Annotated in this window: 25 protein-coding genes; 24 read left to right on the top strand and 1 reads right to left on the bottom strand. The window is 41.0% G+C overall.

Going from position 1 to position 22,812, the window contains the following annotated elements; genetic code table 11:
- The first annotated feature begins 384 nt into the window (after window positions 1-384).
- The 11 genes from D0469_RS16685 to rsmI all read left to right on the top strand — a co-directional run bounded on the left by D0469_RS16685 (window position 385) and on the right by rsmI (window position 8,096).
- Window positions 385-603 (top strand): sigma factor G inhibitor Gin, encoded by a 219-nt coding sequence (locus D0469_RS16685; protein ID WP_117327854.1) that lies wholly within the window; start codon window positions 385-387, stop codon window positions 601-603.
- Window positions 604-720: 117 nt separating this feature from the next.
- Window positions 721-2,148, top strand: a complete 1,428-nt coding sequence (locus D0469_RS16680; RefSeq protein WP_117327853.1) for an aminotransferase class I/II-fold pyridoxal phosphate-dependent enzyme — start codon at window positions 721-723, stop codon at window positions 2,146-2,148.
- 62 nt (window positions 2,149-2,210) lie between these two features.
- On the top strand, window positions 2,211-2,852 hold the full coding sequence (gene tmk, locus D0469_RS16675; protein WP_117327852.1) for a dTMP kinase: 642 nt from the start codon (window positions 2,211-2,213) through the stop codon (window positions 2,850-2,852).
- A 233-nt stretch (window positions 2,853-3,085) separates the two neighbouring features.
- The gene (locus D0469_RS16670; RefSeq protein WP_117327851.1) at window positions 3,086-3,415 is read left to right on the top strand and encodes a cyclic-di-AMP receptor; all 330 of its coding nucleotides are present in this window, start codon (window positions 3,086-3,088) and stop codon (window positions 3,413-3,415) included.
- A gap of 16 nt (window positions 3,416-3,431) precedes the next feature.
- Complete coding sequence (locus D0469_RS16665; RefSeq protein WP_117327860.1) at window positions 3,432-3,872, top strand: YaaR family protein; 441 nt, start codon at window positions 3,432-3,434, stop codon at window positions 3,870-3,872.
- Window positions 3,873-3,886: 14 nt separating this feature from the next.
- Window positions 3,887-4,894 carry a DNA polymerase III subunit delta' gene (gene holB / locus D0469_RS16660; protein ID WP_117327850.1) on the top strand — a complete coding sequence of 336 codons (1,008 nt, stop codon included), beginning with the start codon at window positions 3,887-3,889 and terminating at the stop codon, window positions 4,892-4,894.
- Window positions 4,887-5,714, top strand: coding sequence for a PSP1 domain-containing protein (locus D0469_RS16655; protein ID WP_117327849.1), 828 nt, complete (start codon window positions 4,887-4,889; stop codon window positions 5,712-5,714). The genes holB and D0469_RS16655 overlap by 8 nt, the downstream gene beginning before the upstream one ends.
- 16 nt (window positions 5,715-5,730) lie before the next feature.
- Window positions 5,731-6,099, top strand: a complete 369-nt coding sequence (gene yabA / locus D0469_RS16650; RefSeq protein ID WP_117327848.1) for a DNA replication initiation control protein YabA — start codon at window positions 5,731-5,733, stop codon at window positions 6,097-6,099.
- A 123-nt stretch (window positions 6,100-6,222) separates the two neighbouring features.
- Window positions 6,223-6,966: a tRNA1(Val) (adenine(37)-N6)-methyltransferase gene (locus tag D0469_RS16645; protein ID WP_117327847.1), complete on the top strand. Its 744-nt coding sequence runs from the start codon at window positions 6,223-6,225 to the stop codon at window positions 6,964-6,966.
- On the top strand, window positions 6,953-7,240 hold the full coding sequence (locus D0469_RS16640) for a GIY-YIG nuclease family protein (RefSeq protein ID WP_117327846.1): 288 nt from the start codon (window positions 6,953-6,955) through the stop codon (window positions 7,238-7,240). Before D0469_RS16645 ends, D0469_RS16640 begins: the two co-directional genes overlap by 14 nt.
- Window positions 7,218-8,096, top strand: a complete 879-nt coding sequence (gene rsmI, locus D0469_RS16635) for a 16S rRNA (cytidine(1402)-2'-O)-methyltransferase (protein ID WP_117327845.1) — start codon at window positions 7,218-7,220, stop codon at window positions 8,094-8,096. The genes D0469_RS16640 and rsmI overlap by 23 nt, the downstream gene beginning before the upstream one ends.
- 126 nt (window positions 8,097-8,222) lie before the next feature.
- Here the strand turns inward: rsmI and D0469_RS16630 are convergent, their stop codons facing one another.
- A complete protein-coding gene (locus tag D0469_RS16630) occupies window positions 8,223-8,513 on the bottom strand; it encodes an AbrB/MazE/SpoVT family DNA-binding domain-containing protein (RefSeq protein ID WP_199478556.1) in 291 nt (96 codons plus the stop codon).
- Window positions 8,514-9,110: 597 nt separating this feature from the next.
- Here D0469_RS16630 and metG point away from each other — a divergent pair.
- The 13 genes from metG to glmU all read left to right on the top strand — a co-directional run bounded on the left by metG (window position 9,111) and on the right by glmU (window position 22,806).
- Window positions 9,111-11,111, top strand: coding sequence for a methionine--tRNA ligase (metG, locus tag D0469_RS16620; RefSeq protein ID WP_117327842.1), 2,001 nt, complete (start codon window positions 9,111-9,113; stop codon window positions 11,109-11,111).
- 380 nt (window positions 11,112-11,491) lie between these two features.
- Window positions 11,492-12,259 carry a TatD family hydrolase gene (locus D0469_RS16615; protein ID WP_117327841.1) on the top strand — a complete coding sequence of 256 codons (768 nt, stop codon included), beginning with the start codon at window positions 11,492-11,494 and terminating at the stop codon, window positions 12,257-12,259.
- 239 nt (window positions 12,260-12,498) lie between these two features.
- Complete coding sequence (locus tag D0469_RS16610) at window positions 12,499-13,698, top strand: G5 and 3D domain-containing protein (RefSeq protein ID WP_117327840.1); 1,200 nt, start codon at window positions 12,499-12,501, stop codon at window positions 13,696-13,698.
- Window positions 13,699-14,313: 615 nt separating this feature from the next.
- The gene (gene rnmV / locus D0469_RS16605) at window positions 14,314-14,874 is read left to right on the top strand and encodes a ribonuclease M5 (RefSeq protein WP_117327839.1); all 561 of its coding nucleotides are present in this window, start codon (window positions 14,314-14,316) and stop codon (window positions 14,872-14,874) included.
- Window positions 14,867-15,757: a 16S rRNA (adenine(1518)-N(6)/adenine(1519)-N(6))-dimethyltransferase RsmA gene (rsmA, locus tag D0469_RS16600; RefSeq protein ID WP_117327838.1), complete on the top strand. Its 891-nt coding sequence runs from the start codon at window positions 14,867-14,869 to the stop codon at window positions 15,755-15,757. Before rnmV ends, rsmA begins: the two co-directional genes overlap by 8 nt.
- 603 nt (window positions 15,758-16,360) lie before the next feature.
- The gene (gene yabG / locus D0469_RS16595) at window positions 16,361-17,239 is read left to right on the top strand and encodes a sporulation peptidase YabG (RefSeq protein ID WP_117327837.1); all 879 of its coding nucleotides are present in this window, start codon (window positions 16,361-16,363) and stop codon (window positions 17,237-17,239) included.
- A gap of 295 nt (window positions 17,240-17,534) precedes the next feature.
- On the top strand, window positions 17,535-17,786 hold the full coding sequence (gene veg, locus D0469_RS16590; RefSeq protein ID WP_117327836.1) for a biofilm formation stimulator Veg: 252 nt from the start codon (window positions 17,535-17,537) through the stop codon (window positions 17,784-17,786).
- Between the two features lie 216 nt (window positions 17,787-18,002).
- Window positions 18,003-18,179, top strand: coding sequence for a protein sspF (locus D0469_RS16585; RefSeq protein ID WP_142919198.1), 177 nt, complete (start codon window positions 18,003-18,005; stop codon window positions 18,177-18,179).
- Window positions 18,180-18,484: 305 nt separating this feature from the next.
- On the top strand, window positions 18,485-19,354 hold the full coding sequence (ispE, locus tag D0469_RS16580) for a 4-(cytidine 5'-diphospho)-2-C-methyl-D-erythritol kinase (protein ID WP_117327835.1): 870 nt from the start codon (window positions 18,485-18,487) through the stop codon (window positions 19,352-19,354).
- Window positions 19,355-19,414: 60 nt separating this feature from the next.
- On the top strand, window positions 19,415-20,239 hold the full coding sequence (gene purR / locus D0469_RS16575; protein WP_117327834.1) for a pur operon repressor: 825 nt from the start codon (window positions 19,415-19,417) through the stop codon (window positions 20,237-20,239).
- A 19-nt stretch (window positions 20,240-20,258) separates the two neighbouring features.
- Window positions 20,259-20,633, top strand: a complete 375-nt coding sequence (gene ridA, locus D0469_RS16570) for a 2-iminobutanoate/2-iminopropanoate deaminase (protein WP_117327858.1) — start codon at window positions 20,259-20,261, stop codon at window positions 20,631-20,633.
- 275 nt (window positions 20,634-20,908) lie between these two features.
- Window positions 20,909-21,205 (top strand): septation regulator SpoVG, encoded by a 297-nt coding sequence (spoVG, locus tag D0469_RS16565; RefSeq protein WP_101597275.1) that lies wholly within the window; start codon window positions 20,909-20,911, stop codon window positions 21,203-21,205.
- Window positions 21,206-21,432: 227 nt separating this feature from the next.
- Window positions 21,433-22,806 carry a bifunctional UDP-N-acetylglucosamine diphosphorylase/glucosamine-1-phosphate N-acetyltransferase GlmU gene (gene glmU / locus D0469_RS16560; RefSeq protein ID WP_117327833.1) on the top strand — a complete coding sequence of 458 codons (1,374 nt, stop codon included), beginning with the start codon at window positions 21,433-21,435 and terminating at the stop codon, window positions 22,804-22,806.
- Window positions 22,807-22,812: the final 6 nt, after the last annotated feature.

Below are 22,812 nucleotides of genomic sequence, written 5' to 3'. Positions count from 1 at the left end.
GGACGTTGCCAGGCAAATGAACGATCAGCTGATGCTGGTCGTTTTTATTTTTCTGGAACCGTAAGGCAAATACCTGAATGGGGGGAACTAGAAGGAAAGGGAACCAAGGCTTAGAGCGCCACGTCCTGGGGCCAACATATAAGTCAGCATACCCTGTGCAAGTCCTGCGGAGGGTAGGAGGTTACCGGGCAAAATGAAGGATCTGCTAAAAGGATGGCCGTATTTTTTTCTAGTGATATTTAAAAATCTGATCCTTCTAAAAAACTTCTTTATAGACATACACACAGTATCTTGTTATTACATACATTGTTATAGGCAGATAATTGATGGTTAAAAAATTCTTAAAATTGTATACAATAATGGGTTATCGGGAAGAATAAGGGCATGGAGGTGGAAAGGGTGGAAACAACAGCTGCGGTTAAAAAAGTTGGTGAAACCTGCATCATTTGCGAACAATCCAAGCTTTTAGGCATACATCTATATACATCTTTTATTTGCGGAGATTGTGAAAAGGAAATGGTTAGGACAGAAACAAGTGATCCACAATATCGATTTTATTTAAATAAACTTAAAAAGGTGACGACACCAGAGATTTATTCCTAAAAGGGTTCTTAGAATCCTTTTTTTAGTTTCAGGTGAATCTCCACAATCACCCATATATGTGTTTCCTAGAGAAATTTTGATAAAATAATCATACTTCATAATGTGAGGAAGATGATGATGAATCAAGACAGGGCGCCTTTGTATGAGGCACTGCTGCGGCATGCTGAAAGGAAACCAATCTCTTTTCATGTTCCGGGACATAAAAATGGATTGGTTTTTCACAAGAAGGGACAGGATGTTTTTGAGAGAGTGCTTCAATTGGATGCCACGGAATTATCAGGGCTGGATGATTTGCATTCTCCAGAGGGCCCCATTTTAGAAGCGCAAAAATTATTAGCGGATTTTTATGGTGCTAAGGAAAGTTTTTTCTTAGTGAGTGGCAGCAGTGCTGGAAATATGGCAATGATATTGGCTGCCTGTGATGAAGACGACACCGTTCTGGTGCAGCGTAATTGCCATAAATCAATCCTGCATGGTTTAATGCTGGCAAATGTGAAGCCGGTATATCTGGAGCCTGTTTACTATGAGGAATGGGGGTTTGCCGGAGGAGTAACGAAGGAAACAGTGACCGAAGCGATGGCCATCTATCCCGAGGCAAAGGCAATTATTTTAACATACCCCAACTATTATGGGGTTAGTGAGGATATTTCGGAAGTGATTGCTGCTGCACATAAGAAAGACATAATTGTTTTAGTAGATGAGGCTCATGGGGCCCATTTTGCGTTAGGTGCTCCATTTCCAGTTTCATCATTAACAGCAGGAGCGGATGTAGTGATTCAGTCAGCCCATAAAACGCTGCCCGCTATGACAATGGGTTCTTATTTACATATCAATGGTGACAAGATTGACTCAGAAAAAATACGGTTTTTTCTGCAGATGCTGCAGTCGAGCAGTCCTTCTTATCCAATCATGGCTTCCCTTGATCTTGCACGGCAATTTGCAGCAACCTATGCAGAAAAGGATAAGCTCAAATTTATTGAAGAGAGCACCAGGTTTAAAAGAGAACTCTCACAAATTACAGGAGTCAAAATTTCAAAAGAGGAAAATATGATCGTTGATCCTTTAAAAATTACCCTCCAGGCAGATGGGGTATCAGGGTACAATCTTCAAAGATTGCTTGAAGAAAAGGGAGTATATACAGAACTGGCAGATTTAAAAAATATATTATTTGTTTTACCGTTGTCATTAACAAATTATCCGCTTACTGAAACAATAGTACGCGTAACCGAAGCAGTTATGATGGCCGAGAAAGATGAATCCATCTCAAGCATCACGTATCCTTATAAAAAGCTCACTGTTTCAAAACCGAAATTAACATATAAAGAAATGAAACAGAAACCAAATAAACTGGCATCTATACAGGAGTGCAAAGGAAAGATAATTGCGGAAACAGTTATTCCTTATCCTCCGGGCATTCCGTTATTCATGGCTGGAGAGACGATTGATGAAAGCAGGATAAGCTATCTTCAAGACCTAATGAAGGCAGGGGCCAGATTTCATGGCGGAGAGACCTTATCAGATGGTATGTTATTGGTTTTTGAATAATCCTGACCGATCGGCGTTAAATCATGTATACTGAAACGGATACATAAGTTGGGGGTAACATAATGAAACAAGGAATATTTATCACCGCAGAGGGTCCGGACGGTGCGGGAAAGACAACTGTATTACAAAAAACTTGCGAATTACTTGAAAGCCAAGGCCATGATGTTCTTTTGACACGGGAGCCAGGTGGCATTTCCATTTCTGAGCAGATTCGTCATGTTATTTTAAATAAGCAAAATACCGAAATGGATGGAAGAACGGAAGCCTTGCTGTATGCGGCTGCGAGAAGGCAGCATTTAGTTGAACGGGTGAAGCCTGCTATCGAGCAAGGGAAAATTGTGCTGTGCGATCGTTTTATAGACAGTTCCCTGGCTTATCAAGGACATGCCCGCGGTCTGGGGATTGATGAGGTTTACAGAATAAATCAGTTTGCGATTGAAGGATTTTTGCCTGATGCCACTTTCTATTTCGATATAGAGCCTGAAGAAGGGTTAAAGAGGATTCAGAAAAGCGGTGATAGGGAAGTAAACAGATTGGACCTGGAAAAGCTTGAGTTTCATAAAAAGGTTAGAGAGGGTTATTTTCTTGTAATGAAGAAAGATCCACTAAGATTTCACATCATCGATGCCAGAAAGCAGCTCGAGAGCGTCCTGGAGGAAACGAAAAATAAAATGTTAGAAATTATCAGCCGAAAATTACAATGATCTCTGCCTACTTAGCAGAGATTTTTTTGATCAAATTTTTTTCCATGTAAGGAGGACTGTATAACCTGCGTGGCAACATAAAAGAATGTTGCAGATGATAGTATTGCCATATAAATTAGCCCAGATGATTATTATTAAACGAAAATGCCTGTTAGGCTCTGTTTTGGGTAAAAATAATTGTTATAATAGAAATAATAGAGTAAACGGTATCCTACATTTGGAGGGAATAACAGATGAAGATGATTATTGCTGTAGTACAGGATAAGGATAGCAACAAATTATCAAGCGCCTTGGTTGAGCATAATTTCAGGGCAACAAAGCTGGCAACAACCGGAGGTTTCTTGAAATCAGGAAATACTACCTTTATGATTGGTACGGATGATATCCGTGTGGACAAAGCACTGCAAATTATTAAGGATAATTGCCAGTCACGCGAACAACTGGTTGCCCCTGTGTCCCCTATGGGCGGAAATGCAGATGCTTACGTTCCCTATCCTGTACAGGTGGAAGTGGGCGGGGCCACGGTATTTGTATTACCTATTGAAAATTTCCTTCAATTTTAAAGGATGTGCAGTCAAAATGAAAATTAATCAGGAATTGCATGTAAAAGTAGATAAGCCGCGAGCAGATGCAAAACAGTTATCCAGCGGCAATGTTAGGTTTCAAGAGATGGTACAAAAACAAGATCAAAAAATGCAATATAATGTTTTAAATAAATTATTGGTTGATATAGAAGGAGCAGGAGAAAGGCTTTCCCGTTCCCGGACATTTAAGGATCTGGCGAAGTTTAAAACACTCGTAAAAAGATTTGTACGCCAAGCTGTTGACTTTGGCATGGAGCTAAACCAGTCAAACAGCTGGAACCAGTTTGGCCAAAGCCGTCCTTTAAAGATTGTTGAAACGATTGATGAAAAATTAGTAGAAATCACCGAAGAAGTAGTCAATAAAGAAAAAAATTCTATTGATATTCTTAATAAAATAGGTGAAATCAAAGGCCTTCTTATTAATTTATACACTTAAGTGAGATGATTTTTTTGACGGAAAATTGGAGAGAACTCCAGGCGATTCAGCCAGATATTTTAAATATGATAAAAAGCACTATGAAAAAGAACCGGGTTGCTCATGCATACCTTTTAGAAGGGGAGAAGGGTACAGGCAAACGGGAGGTGGCCCAGCTCTTTGCAAAGAGTCTCCTATGTCTTGAATTAATTGATGAATATATGCCCTGCGAGCAATGTGCGAACTGCAAGCGCATTACAAGCGGAAACCATCCAGATGTCCATATTGTGGAGCCGGATGGATTATCCATAAAAAAAGACCAAATAAAAAAATTGCAGGATGAATTCTCTAAAAAAAGTGTCGAATCTAAAAGAAAGATTTATACGATTGTAGACGCTGATAAAATGTCTGTAAATGCAGCTAACAGTTTATTGAAATTTCTGGAAGAGCCACATGCGGACACTAATGCCTTTTTGATTACCGAACAGGTACAACGGATTCTGCCTACTATTCTTTCCCGCTGCCAGGCCTTGACGTTTAAGCCTTTGTCTCCCCAAAGACTGAAAGATAAGCTAGTAGAAAACGGAGTCGACCCTCAAACTTCATCTATTATTTCCCACCTTACGCATAGCTTTGAAGAAGGTTTGCGATGGAGCTCAGAAGAATGGTTTGCACAAGCCCAAAAAATAGTGTTAAAATTATATGAAATGCAGAGGCAAAATCCCTTGAAGGCTTTATTGTATCTTCAGGAGGAATGGTTTTTGCATTTTAAAGATAAAGAACAGCTGGACCGTGGTCTTGATCTATTACTTCTTATCTATAAAGATTTATTATACATTCAGTTGGACAAGCCGAATCTTGTGATTTTTCGGAATAATATTGGTGAATATGAATCTCACGCTCTCCATATTTCCCAAAAGCGCCTGGCAGATAAAATGGGCTTTATTTTGGAAGCCAAGAGGAAACTGATGTCCAATACAAATCCACAGCTGTTGATGGAGCAGCTTGTGCTGAATTTGCAGGAGGGATCATCATTTGTATGATGTTGTAGGAGTCCGCTTTAAGAAAGCGGGCAAGATATACTACTTTGACCCGGGCGATTTAATCATACCAAAGGATGAGTATGTTATTGTTGAGACTGTCCGCGGTGTAGAGTTTGGGAAAGTTGTGACGGCTCGCAAGCAAGTAGGTGACAACGATGTTGTTTTGCCGTTGAAAAAGGTGCTCCGAATTGCGGATGTGAAAGACAGATTGATTGTGGAAGAAAATAAAACAGCCGCACAAGAAGCATATGAAACATGCTGCCAGAAGGTTGAAGCACATCAGTTGGATATGAAGCTGGTTGATGTTGAATATACATTTGACCGTAATAAGGTCATTTTCTACTTTACAGCGGATGGGCGTGTGGACTTCCGGGAGTTGGTGAAAGACCTGGCATCCATTTTCCGTACCCGTATTGAATTGCGTCAAATTGGTGTCCGGGATGAGGCAAAAATGCTTGGGGGAATTGGTCCGTGCGGCAGGATGCTTTGCTGTTCCACGTTCCTTGGCGATTTTGAGCCAGTTTCTATCAAAATGGCCAAAGATCAGAACTTATCCTTGAATCCGACTAAAATATCCGGTCTTTGCGGACGTTTAATGTGCTGCTTAAAGTATGAAAATGATGAATATGAAAGTGCGAAAGAAGAACTTCCTGATCTGGGTGAATATATTGATACCCCTAACGGAAAAGGCAAGGTAGTAGGGCTTAATATTCTAGAACGAGTGCTTCAGGTTGAAATCATCGAACAAGAAAGAGTATTAGAGTATACTTTAGATGAGATTCTAAAAGAGGGAGCCATATCTATTCAAGCCACAGATTAATAAGGTGGTGTAGAGCGTGGATAAAAAAGAAGTGTTTGACTCAGTAACGAATATGGAAGCCCAAATAGGGCATTTATACCAGCAACTGGGAGCATTAAAGCAGCATCTTGCTGAAATTCTGGAAGAGAATAACTCACTTAAGCTTGAAAACGATAATCTGCGCAGACGATTAGATCAAGATTCAGTGAACGGTTTTTTACAAAAGGCTGAAAAGAAACAGAGACAGGCTAACCGTAAAGACGATAAATCGGCGGATATTGGGGAAGGATATGATAATCTTGCCCGCCTGTACCAGGAAGGCTTTCATATTTGCAATCTTCAATTTGGAAGTCCAAGGAAAGATGGGGATTGTATGTTCTGCCTCTCCTTTTTAAATAAAAAATAATTCATGGCTGGCTCTAGGGAAGAGTCCCGCTCCTTACATCGGTTTGATAAGGAAAAGGGACCAATCCATAGCCAGCTTTTTTAAAACCCAGAAATTATACATACATGTGCAGGAGGTCTATTGATGGTTGAGCTTAAAGGAGATGAGCGGCTTGATTATTTGCTTGCGGAGGAACTGAGAATTATCCAGAGCCCCTCTGTGTTCTCTTTTTCCCTGGATGCCGTCTTGCTTTCACGTTTTGTACAGGTCCCAATTCAAAAGGGAAAGCTGATTGATTTATGCTCGGGTAACGGAGTGGTTCCGCTATTAATGAGCACCCGTACCAAGGGAAACATCACCGGGGTAGAAATTCAGGAAAGGCTCTATGATATGGCGCAAAGAAGTGTGCATTTCAATGGCCTCTCCGAAAGAATTGACATGATTCATGGTAATGTTAAGGATATGCCCAAATTACTCGGTCATGGAAAATATGAAGTAATAACCTGTAATCCGCCTTATTTTCCTACCCCTTCTAAAGAAGAAATCAATCTGAATGAACATCTCGCTATTGCAAGGCATGAAATTATGATTACTTTAGAGGAAGTTATTCAGGTCAGCAGCCAGCTGCTTCGCCAGGGGGGGAAGGCTGCATTTGTCCACCGTCCTGGACGGTTAATGGATATTTTAAGCTTAATGAAAAAATATCGGCTTGAGCCAAAGCGTCTCCAGTTTGTTTATCCTAAGCTAGCGAAAGAATCGAATACCATTCTTATTGAAGGAATTAAGGATGGAAAACCTGATCTGAAAATACTGCCGCCGCTGATTGTTTATGATGAAAACAATGAATATACTCCGGATATCCGTAAAATATTATATGGCGACGAATAAGCACTTTTTTTATGTGCTGCGGTGCAAGGATGACAGTCTTTATGCAGGTTATACCAACGACCTGACCAAAAGGATCCGCCTTCATAATGAAGGAAAAGGAGCAAAGTATACACGCGGCAGGGGACCTGTCGAACTAGTGTTTTCCAAAGAGTTTCCATCAAAGCCGGAAGCAATGAGAGCGGAATACCGATTTAAGCAGTTAACACGGCCGACGAAGTTAGAAATTATTGAAAAGGAGTCGGATTTTTTCGATGTGGCAGCAGAAGAGCTTTGAAAAAGAGGGACAGGAACCTGCTCTTTATTTGGTTCCAACCCCGATCGGCAATTTAGAAGATATTAGCTACAGGGCATTGCGCATCTTGAAGGAAGCGGATGTCATAGCTGCGGAAGATACCCGCAACACAAAAAAGCTTTGCAATTATTTCGAGATCGAGACACCTGTGGTAAGTTACCATGAACATAATAAGCAGGCAAGCGGCAGGCAAATGATTGATCGGCTAAATTCCGGGCAAACCATTGCTCTTGTTAGCGATGCCGGCATGCCGACCATATCTGATCCCGGGTACGAGCTTGTCCAGGAAGCCATAAAAGAAAAAATTACAGTCATTCCGCTTCCAGGCGCGAATGCCGCGCTTACGGCGCTGATTGCTTCGGGTTTGCCTCCTCAGCCTTTTTATTTTTATGGCTTTTTGCAAAGAGGGTCTAAAGAGAAAAGGCGTGAGCTGGAGGGTTTAAAAAAACTTCAGTCAACATTCATTTTATATGAGTCTCCCCACCGCCTAAAGGACACGTTGAAGCTGCTTCTTGAAGTAGCAGGTGACCGGCAAATCGTCCTTTGCAGAGAGCTGACCAAAAAATTTGAAGAGTTCATACGCTGTTCAGTCAGTGAAGCACTTGATTGGGCTTTGAGTACAGAAATAAGAGGAGAGTTTTGTCTTGTGGTTGAGGGAGCATCAGAGGCAGAAGAAGAACCCGTGGTAAAGTGGTGGGAAACTAAAACAATTGAGGAACATGTCGAATTTTATATCGAAAGCAAGAATCTGTCCTCAAAAGAAGCTATTAAGCTTGCGGCAAAAGACCGGGGAATTAATAAACGGGAAGTATATCAGGCTTATCATGTTGAGGAATAGGAATAATCGTTTCTAGCGCAGTTGGCACGCAAGAGCGGTTTAATGCATTTTAAAATGAGCATACAAAAACCCCCTGCCGAATACCGGCAAGGGTTTTTTTTTATATTAAAGTCATGAACTTCACTATTATTTCACTACTTCGAACGTTTCACGAATTTCTTTAAATAATTGTTCTGCCCCTTCACGGCTCAGAACTAATTTACCGCCAGCCAATGAGACGTTCTCATCTGATACTTCACCAGTAACCTGACAAACCATGTTTGGCTTGTATTTCTTTAGAATGATACGCTCATCATCCACATAGATTTCCAAAGCATCCTTTTCAGCAATTCCCAATGTGCGGCGCAATTCGATTGGAATTACCACACGCCCCAATTCATCTACTTTTCTTACAATGCCAGTTGACTTCATACCCAATTCCCCTCTCGATAATTAAGTCGTACCCGATTTTATATCTAATTTTCGTCATAATTCGACAAAGTTTTTATATATATTAAATATACCAGCCATTCCCAAATCCGTCAATGATTTTATAGCAACAATTTACAATTGTCATAAAAGCCAGTAATCGTAAGGCTTAATAAAATTAAAAAGTAGGAAGAATCCATTTTTGAGGGACAAAAAGTGTAAAAACCTGGAATGGTTCGACAATATAATCGACTTCATTCGACAATTGGAACACTTTCATAGTTGTTGAATTTTTTAAAGAGATAAAGTAAGCAGTATTTTTAATAAATCGCCAAACATGTAAGAACCAGAATCTTGGCTGATCAGGGTTCTTGTACTTTTCATATGTATATTTTATAAGTAAAATAGGTAAAGCTGACATAATGATATCATTCTGTTAATAGAAGCGTCTTATGGCCCAAGAAAAGAAATTTATAGCAGAAATTCGCTTTTTTATTCAGCAAAGCAGGTTGAAGATGGTAGTATAGATATTGAGGAAAATCGGGGTATTCGGTGAAATGGACATGGCTAAAATTAGGATGGCATGAATAAATTGGAGGGAACGAGATGAAGGAAAAGTTAAACACTTTTTATATAACAACACCTATTTATTATCCGAGTGGAAATTTACATATAGGACATGCTTATACAACAGTAGCGGGAGACGCAATGGCCCGCTATAAACGAATGAGAGGCTTTGATGTAAGATACCTGACGGGTACGGATGAACATGGTCAGAAAATTCAGCGTAAGGCTGAAGAAGCAGGTATTACTCCACAGGCTTATGTAGATGGCATCGTTGCTGGCATCAAAAACCTGTGGAAGAATATGGATATTTCTTATGATGATTTTATCCGTACCACAGATGAACGGCATAAAGAAGTAGTAACCAAAATGTTCCGTCAACTGATGGAACAGGGTGATATTTACCTGGATGAATATGAAGGATGGTATTCGGTTTCCGATGAAACGTATTATACTGAATTACAATTGGTCGACCCAGTTTATGATGAAAATGGGAAAATTATTGGCGGCAAAAGCCCTGACAGCGGGCATTCAGTAGAACTTGTAAAAGAGGAATCGTATTTCTTCAGGATGGGCAAGTATGCTGATCGCTTGCTTGAGTATTATGAACAGAATCCTCATTTCATCCAGCCAGAATCCCGTAAGAATGAAATGATTAATAATTTTATCAAACCTGGTTTAGAGGACTTGGCTGTTTCGAGGACAACATTCGACTGGGGAATCAAGGTACCAGGGGATCCGAAGCATGTCATCTACGTTTGGATCGATGCACTTTCCAATTATATTACCGCTCTTGGGTATGGAACTGATGATGATGCTAATTATTTAAACTATTGGCCGGCTGATGTACACCTTATGAGTAAGGAGATCGTCCGCTTCCATACGATTTATTGGCCGATAATGCTGATGGCACTTGATCTTCCGCTTCCTAAACAGGTATTTGCTCATGGATGGCTGTTGATGAAGGATGGAAAAATGTCAAAATCAAAGGGGAATGTAGTTGACCCTATGACACTGATTGACCGATATGGCCTTGATGCTCTTCGTTATTATTTGCTTCGTGAAGTGCCATTTGGTTCGGATGGCGTGTTTACGCCAGAGGGCTTTGCGGAACGAATAAATTTTGACTTGGCCAATGATCTTGGTAATCTCCTTAACAGGACAGTGGCGATGATTGATAAGTATTTTGATGGCATCATACCAGTTTATCAGGGCTCGGAAAACGAATTTGATAATGCCCTTCTTCTGGCAAATAATGAAACAGTAAATAAGTATGAAGAAGCGATGGAACATATGAGTTTTTCAGTTGCCCTTTCAACAGTATGGCAGCTGGTAAGCAGGACGAATAAATATATTGATGAAACAAAACCGTGGGCCCTTGCAAAGGATGAAGAAAACCGGGCGGAACTTGGAAGCGTGATGGTTCATCTTGCTGAAACACTAAGACGGGTTGCCATCCTGCTTCAGCCTTTCATGACCCAGACACCTGGAAAGATTTATGCCCAGCTTGGAATCGAAGATCAAGCTTTAAAAACTTGGGATAGTTTAGAACAGTTTGGCATGATTGCTTCTGGAACAAAGGTGGTAAAGGGAGATCCGATCTTCCCACGACTAGAGCTGCAGGAAGAAATTGAATACATTAAATCAAAGATGCAGGGCGGAACCACTGGAGATACGGAAGAGAAGAAAGGAACGAAGGCAATTGAAGTTCCGGAAACAGAGGAAATTACAATTGATGACTTTATGAAGGTTGATTTACGGGTTGCCGAAGTGCTTCATGCAGAACCTGTCAAAAAAACAGACAAACTGTTGAAGCTCCAGCTGGATCTTGGGTATGAAAAGAGACAGGTTGTATCTGGCATTGCCCAATACTACAAGCCAGAGGACCTGGTAGGGAAAAAAGTGATATGTATCACCAATCTAAAGCCTGTTAAACTGCGAGGAGAACTATCACAAGGAATGATTCTTGCGGGTAGCCAGGACGGACAGCTATCACTGGCAACTGTTGATGCGTCACTGCCAAACGGATCGAAAGTAAAATAAAAGTTAATAGCATAACAATGTTTCACATGAAACATTGTTATGCTATTTTTGTTTTGTTGAAATAATAAATAACTTAGGACTAGCATAGGTTTATTGAAGAATAAATCCAATTACTTGAAGAAAATAAGTTTTTTATTTTAGTTTAAAATAATATTTTGAAAAATAATTGTATAGGAAATAATGTTTTTTCAAAAAAATAAAGAGTGCTTTCAGGAGAGCAAATTGTTTTTCAAAGTATGCTTGTCTATGTAGAATATAAATAATTTAAAAAACTGAGCAAAAGAGCAGTCCCCTTTCCATTGTAATAAATTTGTTACAAAAATGTTAAACATTGTTTGTAAGATTGAATAATACACTAGATGCTAGAAAGGAAGAATCTAATGCTATTTGATACACATGCTCACTTAAATGCAGAGCAATTCGAAGAGGATTTAGAAGAGGTTATAGAGAGAGCCAGGAAGGAGGATGTTAGTAACATTGTAGTGGTAGGTTTTGACCGGCCTACGATAACGAGAGCCATGGAGTTAACAGAGCAGTATGAGTTTATTTATGCGTGTGTTGGCTGGCATCCGGTTGATGCAATTGATATGACGGACAATGATTTGAACTGGATTGAAGAGCTAGCCAGCCATCCGAAGGTAGTTGCAATAGGCGAAATGGGCCTGGACTATCATTGGGATAAATCACCAAAGGAGATCCAAAAGGATGTTTTCCGGAGACAGATCCAGCTTGCCAAAAAGGTTAATCTCCCCATTATGATACATAACCGTGAAGCTACAGCAGATATAGTAGAAATCCTAAGGGAAGAGAATGCGGCAGAAGTAGGCGGTATCATGCACTGCTTTAGTGGAAGCGCTGAAACAGCTCTGCAATGTGTAGAGATGAATTTTTATATTTCACTCGGCGGGCCGGTGACGTTCAAGAACGCGAAGAAACCGAAAGAGGTGGCTGCCGCTGTTCCGCTTGACCGACTTTTGATTGAAACAGATTGCCCGTATCTCACTCCGCATCCACATCGCGGAAAGCGAAATGAACCAGGCTATGTGAAGCTAGTAGCAGAACAAATAGCTGAAATTAGGAATATGACATTTGAAGAGATTGCAGACATTACAACAGCCAATGCAAAAAAAATATTCGGCATATCCTGACAGAGATTTTTGTCGGATAGTACATAATCTTGTACAAGAAAAACTTGTTTCTTAAAAGTTCTACAATTCTCATTCGATTCATAGGATAACCATGTCGAGAAGTCAACCTTTCTTTTTTGAGAGAGAGTATGCATAATAAGAGATACTTTCCGCGAATAAAGTGCTTAGGTTGACACCTTGATTAGAATCTCTATATAATCACCGAGAGGAAGGAGGAGTTTTTCATTTATTCTTTTAATATGAAAAACCTATTTTCCAGATCTTTTGGAAAGAAGAAACTAGCCATTGTGATCACGGGTATAACCGTATTTTCAGGGGCAATGGGATTGTTACTCTACCAGGGAACGAAGAACACGGTAGCGCTCACATTAGATGGGCAGAAGAGGATAGTTAAGACTCATGCACCTACGATTGAAGGTATTTTAAAAGATTTAGAGATTACCGTTCAAGCAGAAGATTATCTGTATCCCTCGAAGGATACAAAAATCAAGGACAATCTGAATGTGGTTTGGAAGCCAGCGCAGCAAGTTGAAATCATTCAGAATGACCAAAGAATAAATGTCTGGACGACAGCAGATACTGTCGGGGAACTGTTGAAGGAACAAAAGCTTGAAGTAACTGAAAAGGATAAGATTAGCCAGTCCTTTGATACGACGCTTCAAAGCAAAATGAAAATAGCCATCGAAAAAGCATTCCCGATAAAAATAGTGGATAGCGGGATCGAAGAGCAGGTTTGGTCAACTTCGACTACGGTCGCTGACTTTTTAAAACAGCAAGGTGTCAAACTTAATGACTTTGACCGGGTTGAACCAGGATTAGGTGAACAAGTTAAGGCAAACAGCGTTGTAAATGTCGTGCGAATAGAAAAAGTCACCGATGTAGTGGAAGAACCAATTAACTTCGCAGTAGTAACCAAGAAAGACAGCACCCTTCAAAAGGGCAAGGAAAAAGTAATTACAGAAGGTCAAAAAGGCCTTACTTCAAAGCAATACGAAGTGATTAAAGAAAACGGAAAAGAAGTAAAACGGACACTGCTTTCTGAAAAAACAGTACGCGCCAAAAAAGATAAAGTGATCGCGGTAGGGTCCAAGCAGCTTATCGCGCAAGTATCACGCGGCGGGTCTGACAAAGAATCACCTTCTGGAAGCGGCAGGGAGTTTTATGTTTCGTCTACTGCATATACTGCAAACTGTAATGGCTGTTCCGGGGTGACGGCAACAGGGCTTAACTTGAGAAGTAATCCAGGCGCTAAAGTTATTGCCGTTGACCCAAGAGTAATACCCCTTGGTTCTAAAGTTTATGTGGAAGGGTATGGCTACGCAATCGCCGCCGATACAGGGGGAGCTATCAGAGGACATAAAATAGACGTGTTTTTCCCTTCGAAATCCACTGCTTACCAGTGGGGAAATCGAACAGTACAGATTAGGGTGTTAAACTAAATAGAAAAGACTTTGGCAGGGGATATGAGCCCCTGTCGTTTTTATTGTTACGAATTACTAAAATCTCGCGTTAGGATTACGAAGAAGCGGGTCTATCTCTTGCTCCAGCGTTCAGTAACTTTAAATGAAACCCCGGCACACAAGATGTGCTAGTACAGCATTTTTAAGTACGGGGCGTCTTAATCTGTTCTTCTTACTGTCAGTTCGCTTTTGGCAGGTGTTCTGCTGATAGAAATTTGGACATCCTAATAGTCGTTTGGCAAAATAAATCCTTTAGCTGTCAATAGCTTGATCATATTTAGCTTTAGGGGAAAATCAGCTTACAGACGGATCCCATTTCATTCTTCATGATATTTGTTGTAATATAAAAAGATACTAAAAAAGTGCAAGCATCCTGTCTAAGGCAGACCGGCTTAGATCGCCAGTGCTGTAGCTTAAACCTTTCGCCGTGGCAACGCCGGCCGCTAACATCCTCACAAAGCTGCTGCTTTGTTTGATACGATGTAATCTGACGCAGCATTCTAGTCCTGTGCGCTGGAACTATATATCCTAAGAAAGGTCACTACATATTTAGACGATCTAAAGCAGATATTGTTTCACATTTCGGAGGAAAAAATGAAAATTAAAGAAATAGTTGTGGTTGAAGGAAAAGACGATACAGTTGCGGTAAAAAGGGCTGTTGATGCTGATACGATAGAAACAAATGGTTCAGCAGTGAATGAAAACGTTATTGAGCAAGTGAAGCATGCCCAGCGAATCCGCGGCGTGATTATTTTTACAGATCCTGATTTCCCGGGTGAAAAAATCAGGAAAATTATTGACGAAAGGGTCCCGGGCTGCAAGCATGCCTTTTTGCCGAAAAAAGCAGCACTGCCAAAGTCGGGAAAAGGAATCGGCGTAGAATATGCGTCCCCTGAATCAATCCGCAATGCTTTAAAGGAAGCACAGGTGATGCTTGAAGAGGCCCAGGAAGAAATCTCTGCGGAAGATTTGATGGATGCCGGGCTGATTGGCGGACCAGGTGCAAAGGAACGGCGGGAAAAGCTTGGATTATTGCTTAAAATTGGCCATACAAATGGCAAACAGCTGTATAAAAGGCTGAAGATGTTCCAAATTACCAAAGAGAAATTTGTGAAGGCGCTAAAGCAGATCAGACAGGAGGAAGAGCATGCATAAGGACATTGCAACTCCAATAAGGACGAAAGCAATACTTGAAAAATATGGATTTTCTTTTAAAAAGAGCCTTGGCCAAAACTTTCTTATTGATACAAATATTTTAGGACGAATTGTAGATCATGCTGAATTGACTGAAGAAAGCGGAGCAATTGAAATAGGGCCGGGAATTGGAGCATTGACGGAACAGCTGGCCAAACGCAGCAAAAAGGTTGTCGCCTTTGAAATTGATCAGAGGCTTCTGCCCATTTTGAACGAAACCCTGTCGCCCTATGATAATGTAAAGATCATCCATCAGGATATTTTAAAGGCTGATGTCAGAGGGGTCATTAAAGAACAATTTTCTGAGATAAAAGATTTGATGGTTGTAGCAAATCTTCCTTACTATGTAACTACACCTATTATTATGAAGCTTTTGGAAGAACATTTGCCGATCCGAGGCATTGTTGTTATGCTCCAGAAGGAAGTGGCTGACCGGATTGCAGCAGTTCCGGGTACAAAGGAATATGGATCATTATCGATCGCTATTCAATATTATACAAAAGCAGAAACAGTCATGGTTGTGCCAAAGACAGTTTTTGTGCCGCAGCCGAATGTCGACTCAGCGGTTATCAGACTGACTAAAAGGGACAAGCCTATAGTGGAAGTAAAGGATGAAACTTTTTTCTTTTATGTTGTAAGGGCGAGCTTTGCCCAGCGAAGAAAAACGATCTTAAATAACCTGACTAGCCAGCTGCCAGACGGCAAGGAAAAAAAAGAAGTGATTCTTGCTGCACTTGACTCAGTTGGGATTGACCCTACCAGAAGAGGGGAAACTTTATCTATAGAGGAATTCGCCCGTCTAAGTGATGGACTGCTTGGATTTTCGGAATCTGTAACAGAATAGAAGCTGCAGAACCTTGTCATAGTTTTCATAAATGACAGGGTTTTATTGTTTTACCCAGCATAACCTGCCATCCATCAACTAAAAGGACGCTACACCATTTTTATTTCATCTGCATAGCTTAAGAAAGAGTATTAGTTTTATTGAATGGATAAGAAAGTAAAACTCTTTTAACGAGTACAAATGTCTAGCTCCAGCGCCCAGCCCCGACGCACAGGACGTGCTAGTGCCGGCTTCGCCACAGGAATGTGGTGGTTTAAGCCGGCCTCGAATGCTGTGTGACCAAGTACCGTCACACCCCTGTGTTGCGATCAAGTGTCATCGCAACCTTGGTCATAAGCCAAGCACTTCGGAAGGCAAAAAGTGCCTTCTTTCAGCTCTTGTCTTATGCTGTCGGACTTGCACAGGATAAGGAACGCTACGGCAGCATTACATCGCACGAAACAAAGCGGCAGCTTTGTGAGGGATGTGCTGGCGTCGACGTTTGGTACAACGGAGGTTGAAATGGCCTTAAATTTCAACCCTGCAAGAACCTAGTCGACGTTCCTTTTTCCGGGGCGCTTGCGCTTTTCTTTGATGGACTATTGCTTGTCTGAGGTGAAAAGCATGAAGTTTGAGGTCAATGACATAGTCGGGCGCAGGTCCTACAAATGCGATATTTTATTTCGTGTAATTAATGTGAAGGAAATCGATGGTGTGCCGTTTGCGATATTGTATGGGAAGGATCTCAGGCTGATCGCCGATGCTCCATTTGAAGATTTACTCAAGGTCGATGAGCAGGAAAGGGATATTCGTAAGAAAAAGGATGATGAATTGCTGGATCAATCATTCCGGCTGTTTTCCCAGGATAAAGAGCTTTTGAAGCAAAAGCGGGAGTACGAAGCAAGCAGAGGTTATCGATATAATGGAGACCTATTCCAAATCCCGGGCAGAGTGCTTCATCTTGATGGTGATCCGATGTATCTAGGGAAGTGTCTCGCGATTTATGAAAAGATAGGTATTCCTGTTCAAGGAATACATTGCCTTGAGAAGGAAATGCCAGAAAGAATTGAACAACTCCTGGATCAGTACCGCCCAGACATACTAGTGATTACCGGTCATGATGCCTACACAAAATCTAAGGGCAAAATGACAGATATCGATGCATATAGAAATTCAAAGTTTTTTGTGGAAACGGTCCGTGCAGCCAGGAAAAAAATTTCTCACTTGGACCAGTTGGTTATTTTCGCTGGTGCATGCCAATCTCATTTTGAATCTCTAATTTTAGCAGGGGCCAACTTTGCTAGTTCTCCATCTCGAGTGAATATTCATGCCCTTGACCCGGTGTATATCGTAGCAAAAATTAGTTTTACCCCGTTCACAGATCGGATTCACGTATGGGATGTCTTACGAAATACCCTAACAGGAGAAAAGGGACTGGGCGGGATTGAAACAAGGGGTGTTTTACGGACAGGTATGCCCTTTAATAAGTTAACCGAGGAATAAAGTGAGCTGCTTAATTATAGGCAGCTCGTTTTTTATGTAAGGCGTGTTTTCTTGCATCAAGAGAAGGGTATGAAGACAGCATGCGGTCAGTTTCAATATCTGGGCCGGACAATCCCGGTGATTTCGAACCATACATAATTCCGGATATTTTGGTTACTCTAAAAAATGTTGATAATCGATGAAATTTGCGACAAAAAATCATTGACAAACAATTTTAAGTGCTGATATAATTTTATATTTTATTTGACGGTACGAAAAGTTTGTGTTATACTACACGTAGTGAGGTGGATCGAAAATGCCAAAAACTTTAGCTGATATTAAAAAAGCACTCGACTCCAATTTAGGACAGAGGCTGCTTTTGAAAGCAAATGGCGGGAGAAGAAAAACCGTTGAACGCTTTGGAACGTTATCGGAAACATATCCGTCAGTCTTTGTAATCGAGCTTGACCAGGATGAAAACGCATTTGAACGAGTATCTTACAGCTATGCGGATGTATTAACAGAAACTGTAGAATTAACATTTTTATCAAAACAGCAGGACATGTAGTCTTAACGGCAGTGAACATTTGTTTACTGCTTTTTATTTTATCCTTTTTTCTACATATGGTAGTAAGTAAGGTCCCTCATGTATGCGAAGGCGGAAACCATTGACCAGAAGGCTGCTTCTTTTCCCCATCCTGAGGGAAAAAATGGGGGGGTTAATGAAATTCCGTTGTTTAACTAACACTATGAGTGTCACAGCATGTGGAAGGGGTTGTTAGCATTGGGCAGAAGAAGAGGCATAATGACGGAAGGGTTTAAGGAAGAACTTGCGAAGGAATTAGGCTTTTATGACGTTGTCCAAAGGGAGGGCTGGGGAGGCATCAGGGCCAAGGATGCCGGAAACTTGGTCAAACTTGCGATTGAAAAAGCTCAATCACAGCTGATGAACAAAAGCTAAGCAAGAGAGTCCAGCAATTTTCCAGTTTTACTGCAGTCACTTAGATAACATGCTGTGGCAAGCCAGGCGGGTTCGGTACACTGATACACCGGACCTGCCGCATTACAACTATAATCATAAACCTTGCCAATGTAGAGTTCTGGCAAGGTTTTTCTATCAAAACCCTCATCCATCCTTTAAGAATGTTCCATTCTTCATGGGTTCACCGGTATGCCATTGAAATTAGCTTTAAAAAACCTTTAGAATGTAAACAAATATGATAAAATAGGACAAGAACTTCCAAGAACGTAAAGTAGGTGGAACTATTGAAGCTTATGGAGAAAGCACCGGCTAAAATAAATTTAGCGCTCGATGTGCTCTTTAAGCGTCCGGATGGCTATCATGAGGTAGAGATGATCATGACAACGGTGGATTTGGCCGACCGGATTGAATTTGCTGATATTGACAGGGATAAAATCATCATCCTTTCACATAACCGGTTTGTCCCGGATGACAGCCGGAATTTAGCGTACCAGGCAGCTGCTCTCTTGAAGGAGCGATTTAATATCCGCAGGGGTGTTGCGATTTCGATTGAAAAGAATATTCCTGTGGCTGCGGGATTGGCAGGGGGAAGCAGTGATGCGGCTGCTACGCTAAGAGGTTTGAACAGACTCTGGAAATTAAATTTGTCGCTGGACGAAATGGCAGTGCTTGGAGCGGAGATTGGTTCGGATGTTTCTTTTTGTGTGTACGGAGGGACAGCCCTTGCCCGCGGCAGGGGAGAACAAATTACACATTTGCCGGTACCGCCAAAATGCTGGGTGATTCTGGCTAAGCCTACAATTGGAGTTTCCACTGCCGATGTGTATAGGAGGCTGGATCTTTCTGCCGTGAAGCATCCTGATGTAAATAAAATGATAGCGGCAATCGAAAGAAAGAATTACGAAGGAGTATGCGCGGGATTAGGGAATGTCCTGGAGAATGTTACATTGCAGGTTTATCCAGAGGTTGCCAATATTAAAGATCAGATGAAAAAATTCGGTGCTGATGCGGTATTGATGAGCGGAAGTGGACCAACCGTGTTTGGTTTGGTAGAGCACGATTCAAGAATGCAGCGGATTTATAACGGACTCCGAGGCTTTTGTGAACAGGTTTATGCAGTTCAGCTGCTCGGAAATCGAAATAGTGTTGAATAAATACGTACATTAATGGTATGTTATCCTTAAATATTCGGTTTCGAATTGGAGGTGGCCATTATGAAGTTTAGGAGAAGCGAAAGACTGGTAGATATGACGAATTATTTAGTTGAAAATCCAGGCCAGCTCATCTCGCTTACCTATTTTGCTGATCGTTACGGCTCGGCTAAATCATCGATCAGTGAAGATTTAACGATTATAAAGGAAACTTTTGAACAACGGGGCATTGGAACGCTGATAACAGTTCCAGGAGCTGCCGGTGGTGTGAAGTACATTGTCAACATCAAGGACGAGGATGCTGTTACCTTTATTGATAAAATGTGTGAGATCATGGCAAAACCTGAACGGCTGCTGCCAGGCGGTTATTTATTTATGAATGATATACTTGGGCAGCCTCAGACTGTTAATATGGTAGGGCGTTTAATAGCTACTGCCTATGCTAACAAGGAAATTGATGCAGTAATGACAGTGGCTACAAAGGGCATTCCGCTCGCATATGCTGCAGCTGCTCAATTAAATGTCCCTGTTGTCATAGTCCGCCGGGACAGCAGGGTTACTGAAGGGTCAACAGTAAGTATAAATTATGTCTCCGGATCTTCAAAGCGGATTCAAACCATGGTGCTTTCAAAACGCAGCCTTGAAACCGGCTCTAGAGTATTGATTGTAGATGATTTTATGGTAGCGGGCGGGACAGTTAATGGAATGATTTCGTTATTGGAAGAATTCGAAGCTACTGTTGCCGGGATAGCCGTATTAGTAGAATCTGAAAAGGCAGAAGATCGTCTCGTAGATGACTATATCTCATTGGTGAAATTATCAGGTGTTGATGTAGTTGAGAAGAAAATTAGTGTCAGCCATGGAAATTACTTTAAAAGAAAAAAATAATATGTGGGAGGAAAGCAACATGAAAACTGTTTACACTAAGGAAGCGCCAGCCGCAATTGGACCATATTCTCAGGGGATTATCGTAAATAATTTATTCTTCAGTTCAGGTCAGATTCCACTAACTGCTGAGGGCTTGATGGTTGAAGGCGATGTGAAGGACCAGACTCACCAAGTATTTCAAAATCTTAAAGCAATATTGAAGGAAGCAGGAGCTTCACTTGATACAGTAGTTAAGGCCACGGTTTTTATTAAAGACATGAACATGTTTGCTGAGATCAATGAGGTATACGGGGAGTATTTTACTGACCATAAACCCGCACGTTCCACTGTTGAGGTTGCCCGCCTGCCAAAGGACGCTTTAGTAGAAATCGAAGTAATAGCGCTCGTTAAGTAAAACGGGCGTTTTTTTTCTGCTGAAAAAAGATACAAAAATTTATCAGACACTTTCACCTTGCAAAAATCCTGTTTTTTCCGAAAATCTTTTCACCACTTTATCGTAATAAACATCGCTTTCTGTGCTATTGGTAAACCCTCTTTGTAACCATTTTTCCTTTCATCGCCAGATTGTCCTTTTTTTTCAAAAAAATTTATTTTACTAGAAGGAGATTTACAGTCCTGCGTTGAAGTATGTAGTAAGTCTTTATTAAAGGGAAAAAGGTGGTGAACAGAATGGAAGTTACTGACGTAAGATTACGCCGCGTTAATACTGACGGCCGTATGAGAGCGATTGCATCTATCACTTTGGACAATGAGTTTGTTGTTCATGATATTCGTGTAATTGACGGCAATAATGGCTTATTTGTGGCAATGCCAAGCAAACGCACTCCTGATGGAGAGTTTCGTGACATTGCTCACCCGATTAATTCCTCAACACGCGGAAAAATTCAGGATGCTGTATTGACTGAATATCACCGTTTAGGAGAACTTGAGGAAGAAGTAGAACTGGAAGAAGCGGGTGCTTCCTAGGAAATACGCATACTAACACCAAGAGCCTGCTTCATAAGTAAGGCTCTTTTTAATCCCTTTATTATTTACCTCACTTTCCCCTTTTCTAAACCAAAATACAATCTCCCATAACGGAATTCCCACTTGGCATATCTGACAATAATTTGTACTTCTTTATGTATTCTTGAAATGAACTACTATTTGCGATATATTCATAAATGGATAAAAAGGTAAAGTGGAGGCCTGCTATGAAAAATCACTACGCGGTAATTTTGGCTGCTGGACAGGGCACTAGAATGAAATCCAAACTGTATAAAGTGCTCCATCCGGTATGTGGAAAACCAATGGTACAGCATGTAATAGATCATATTAATAGGCTTGATATACAGGAAATCGTGACAGTTGTTGGACATGGGTCTGATAAAGTTCAGGATCAGCTGGGAGAAGTATGCCATTATGTACTGCAGAATCAACAGCTTGGGACTGCTCACGCTGTCATGCAAGCGGCAGGTGTTTTGGCCGGTAAAGAAGGGACAACCCTCGTGGTATGCGGCGATACACCGTTAATTAAGGCAGAAACAATGGCAGCACTGATTCAAACGCATGAAGAAATGAATGCCAAAGCAACAATTTTAACAGCCGTTGCTGGAAATCCTGAAGGGTATGGCCGGATCATCCGTAATAAGGAAGGCTTTGTTGAAAAGATAGTTGAGCATAAGGATGCCTCAGAGGAAGAACGCGCAGTCCAGGAAATCAATACAGGGACATATTGCTTTGATAACAAAGCTTTATTTGAAGCATTGAAAAATGTCTCAAATGATAATGTGCAGGGTGAATATTACCTCCCAGATGTAATAGAAATTCTAAAATCAAAAGGCGAAGCGGTCACTGCTTTCCAAACAGGTGATTTTGATGAAACATTAGGTGTTAATGATCGTGTAGCTCTTTCTCAAGCAGAGAGTATTCTTAGAAATAGAATAAATCAATTGCATATGAAAAATGGAGTTACCATTATTGATCCTGCTAACACTTATATAGAATCTGATGTTGAAATTGGACAGGATACTGTGATATACCCTGGAACGACAATTGCGGGAGGCTCTTCAATTGGCAGTGATTGTGTAATCGGTCCAAATACGGAAATTAAGCAATGTTCAGTTGGTGACCGTACAACCATCCGTCAGTCAGTTGCTCATGAAAGCCAAATTGGTTCGGATGTTAATATTGGACCATTTGCGCATATTCGTCCGCAATCCGATATTTCTGACGAAGTAAAAATAGGGAACTTTGTAGAAATTAAAAAAGCGGTAATTGGAAAGGGAAGCAAAGCTTCACATTTAAGCTATATAGGTGATGCTGAAGTAGGAAGCGATGTAAATATTGGCTGCGGATCTATTACCGTTAATTACGACGGTAAAAACAAGCACCTTACCAAGATAGAAGATGGAGTGTTTATCGGCTGTAATTCCAATCTTGTCGCTCCTGTCAAAATTGGAAAAGGAGCATATGTTGCTGCAGGTTCTACGATTACCGAGGATGTACCGGCGAAAAGCTTATCTGTAGCGCGTGCCCGTCAAGTGAATAAAGAAAACTATGTTGATCAATTAAAATTTAATAAATAATCATTG

The sequence above is a fragment of the Peribacillus saganii genome (genome assembly GCF_003429095.1).
GTDB classification, from domain to species: Bacteria; Bacillota; Bacilli; order Bacillales; family DSM-1321; genus Peribacillus; species Peribacillus saganii.
The sequence above is the reverse complement of the archived record's forward strand: the minus strand, read 5'-3'. Positions and strand labels throughout refer to the sequence as shown.

Bases quoted from the DNA above. Each gene is read 5' to 3' on its own strand.
- rnmV (WP_117327839.1), top strand. From the start codon at position 14,314: ATGAAAATTAAAGAAATAGTTGTGGTTGAAGGAAAAGACGATACAGTT.
- D0469_RS16685 (WP_117327854.1), top strand. From the start codon at position 385: ATGGAGGTGGAAAGGGTGGAAACAACAGCTGCGGTTAAAAAAGTTGGT.
- D0469_RS16665 (WP_117327860.1), top strand. From the start codon at position 3,432: ATGAAAATTAATCAGGAATTGCATGTAAAAGTAGATAAGCCGCGAGCA.
- metG (WP_117327842.1), top strand. From the start codon at position 9,111: ATGAAGGAAAAGTTAAACACTTTTTATATAACAACACCTATTTATTAT.
- D0469_RS16680 (WP_117327853.1), top strand. From the start codon at position 721: ATGAATCAAGACAGGGCGCCTTTGTATGAGGCACTGCTGCGGCATGCT.
- spoVG (WP_101597275.1), top strand. From the start codon at position 20,909: ATGGAAGTTACTGACGTAAGATTACGCCGCGTTAATACTGACGGCCGT.
- purR (WP_117327834.1), top strand. From the start codon at position 19,415: ATGAAGTTTAGGAGAAGCGAAAGACTGGTAGATATGACGAATTATTTA.
- rsmA (WP_117327838.1), top strand. From the start codon at position 14,867: ATGCATAAGGACATTGCAACTCCAATAAGGACGAAAGCAATACTTGAA.
- D0469_RS16670 (WP_117327851.1), top strand. From the start codon at position 3,086: ATGAAGATGATTATTGCTGTAGTACAGGATAAGGATAGCAACAAATTA.
- veg (WP_117327836.1), top strand. From the start codon at position 17,535: ATGCCAAAAACTTTAGCTGATATTAAAAAAGCACTCGACTCCAATTTA.
- rsmI (WP_117327845.1), top strand. From the start codon at position 7,218: ATGTGGCAGCAGAAGAGCTTTGAAAAAGAGGGACAGGAACCTGCTCTT.
- D0469_RS16610 (WP_117327840.1), top strand. From the start codon at position 12,499: ATGAAAAACCTATTTTCCAGATCTTTTGGAAAGAAGAAACTAGCCATT.
- glmU (WP_117327833.1), top strand. From the start codon at position 21,433: ATGAAAAATCACTACGCGGTAATTTTGGCTGCTGGACAGGGCACTAGA.
- yabG (WP_117327837.1), top strand. From the start codon at position 16,361: ATGAAGTTTGAGGTCAATGACATAGTCGGGCGCAGGTCCTACAAATGC.
- D0469_RS16640 (WP_117327846.1), top strand. From the start codon at position 6,953: ATGGCGACGAATAAGCACTTTTTTTATGTGCTGCGGTGCAAGGATGAC.
- tmk (WP_117327852.1), top strand. From the start codon at position 2,211: ATGAAACAAGGAATATTTATCACCGCAGAGGGTCCGGACGGTGCGGGA.
- ridA (WP_117327858.1), top strand. From the start codon at position 20,259: ATGAAAACTGTTTACACTAAGGAAGCGCCAGCCGCAATTGGACCATAT.
- D0469_RS16615 (WP_117327841.1), top strand. From the start codon at position 11,492: ATGCTATTTGATACACATGCTCACTTAAATGCAGAGCAATTCGAAGAG.
- D0469_RS16645 (WP_117327847.1), top strand. From the start codon at position 6,223: ATGGTTGAGCTTAAAGGAGATGAGCGGCTTGATTATTTGCTTGCGGAG.